1 pseudogene is annotated in these 986 nt (G+C 53.2%); it reads left to right on the top strand.

Annotation, left to right across the window (positions count from 1 at the left end):
• Nucleotides 1-205: 205 nt before the first annotated feature.
• A pseudogene (locus tag AC1DWI_RS24435) lies at nt 206-986 on the top strand (6-hydroxynicotinate reductase); the annotation flags it as partial.

Genomic DNA, 986 nt, shown 5'->3' with positions numbered 1-986 from the left:
CATTAATGTAGTGAACGCAACATTTAAATTCAGTATGTACAAAATTCTTAAATAAGTTTACGACAGCCATGTAAATACTATTGCATGAGAAATCCGTATGCGCTACATTGAATTTAATATGTAGTGAATGCAACATGTAAATTAAGTGGGCACTACATTGGTGAATTAGCCCCAGGATGGTGAAGGCGGCAGAAGGACGAGCACGATGACTGAACATACAAAGACGGACGGCCTGCCAGGTATGGATGCCTTGACGTTTCCGCAAGTTTTGGAAAAGGCCCGGCCGCGAAACGAGCGAATGAACAGCGAGAAAATCGAGTGCAATGCCTGCCCGGTTCTATGCCAGATTTCTGAGGGCCGCAGCGGAGCCTGCGATCGCTATGCCAACCACGGTGGAACGCTTGTTAGGGTCGACCCAGTGTTGCTGTTGCGCCGTACGCTGTCGGGCGAGGGCGCGCATATTGTGCCGTTTGCGGCGCGCGCAGATGCCGGACTTTCCGCGCCGGAAGATCTGCCCGGTGGCACGGATGACGCATCAACGGTTTCATGGAGCGGCGATCTTCTACTGGCTGATGAAGTGTTTGTCACGGGTGTGGGCTCATCAACAACCTATCCCGACTACAAGCCGGCACCATTCATCGTTTCATCGAAAGCGGCCGGTGTTGATCTGGTCACTGTGGTCACGGAAGGAATTTTCAGCTATTGCAGCTTCAAGGTAAAAATTGACACTGACCGCTTCCTGGGTGCCGAGCAGGCCAATGTGCGCTGCAAGGGAGAGGTAATCGGGCATGTGACGACGGCCGAGTATGGCTCGCAGATGTTGTCCCTGGGTGGTGTGCATCACCTGACGGGAGGCAGCAAGAAAGAAGGCCGTGTCACGGTGGAGATGATGAAGGCGCTCGGCAACAAGCAAGCCGTGGAGTTCACGATTGACGGTGGTTCCCAAATACTGATTCAAGCCGGCCGTGCACCTGTCGTGAATGGCG

This window comes from Polaromonas sp. P3_C2 (assembly GCF_056402675.1).
This window is presented reverse-complemented; position numbering and strand designations above follow the sequence as displayed.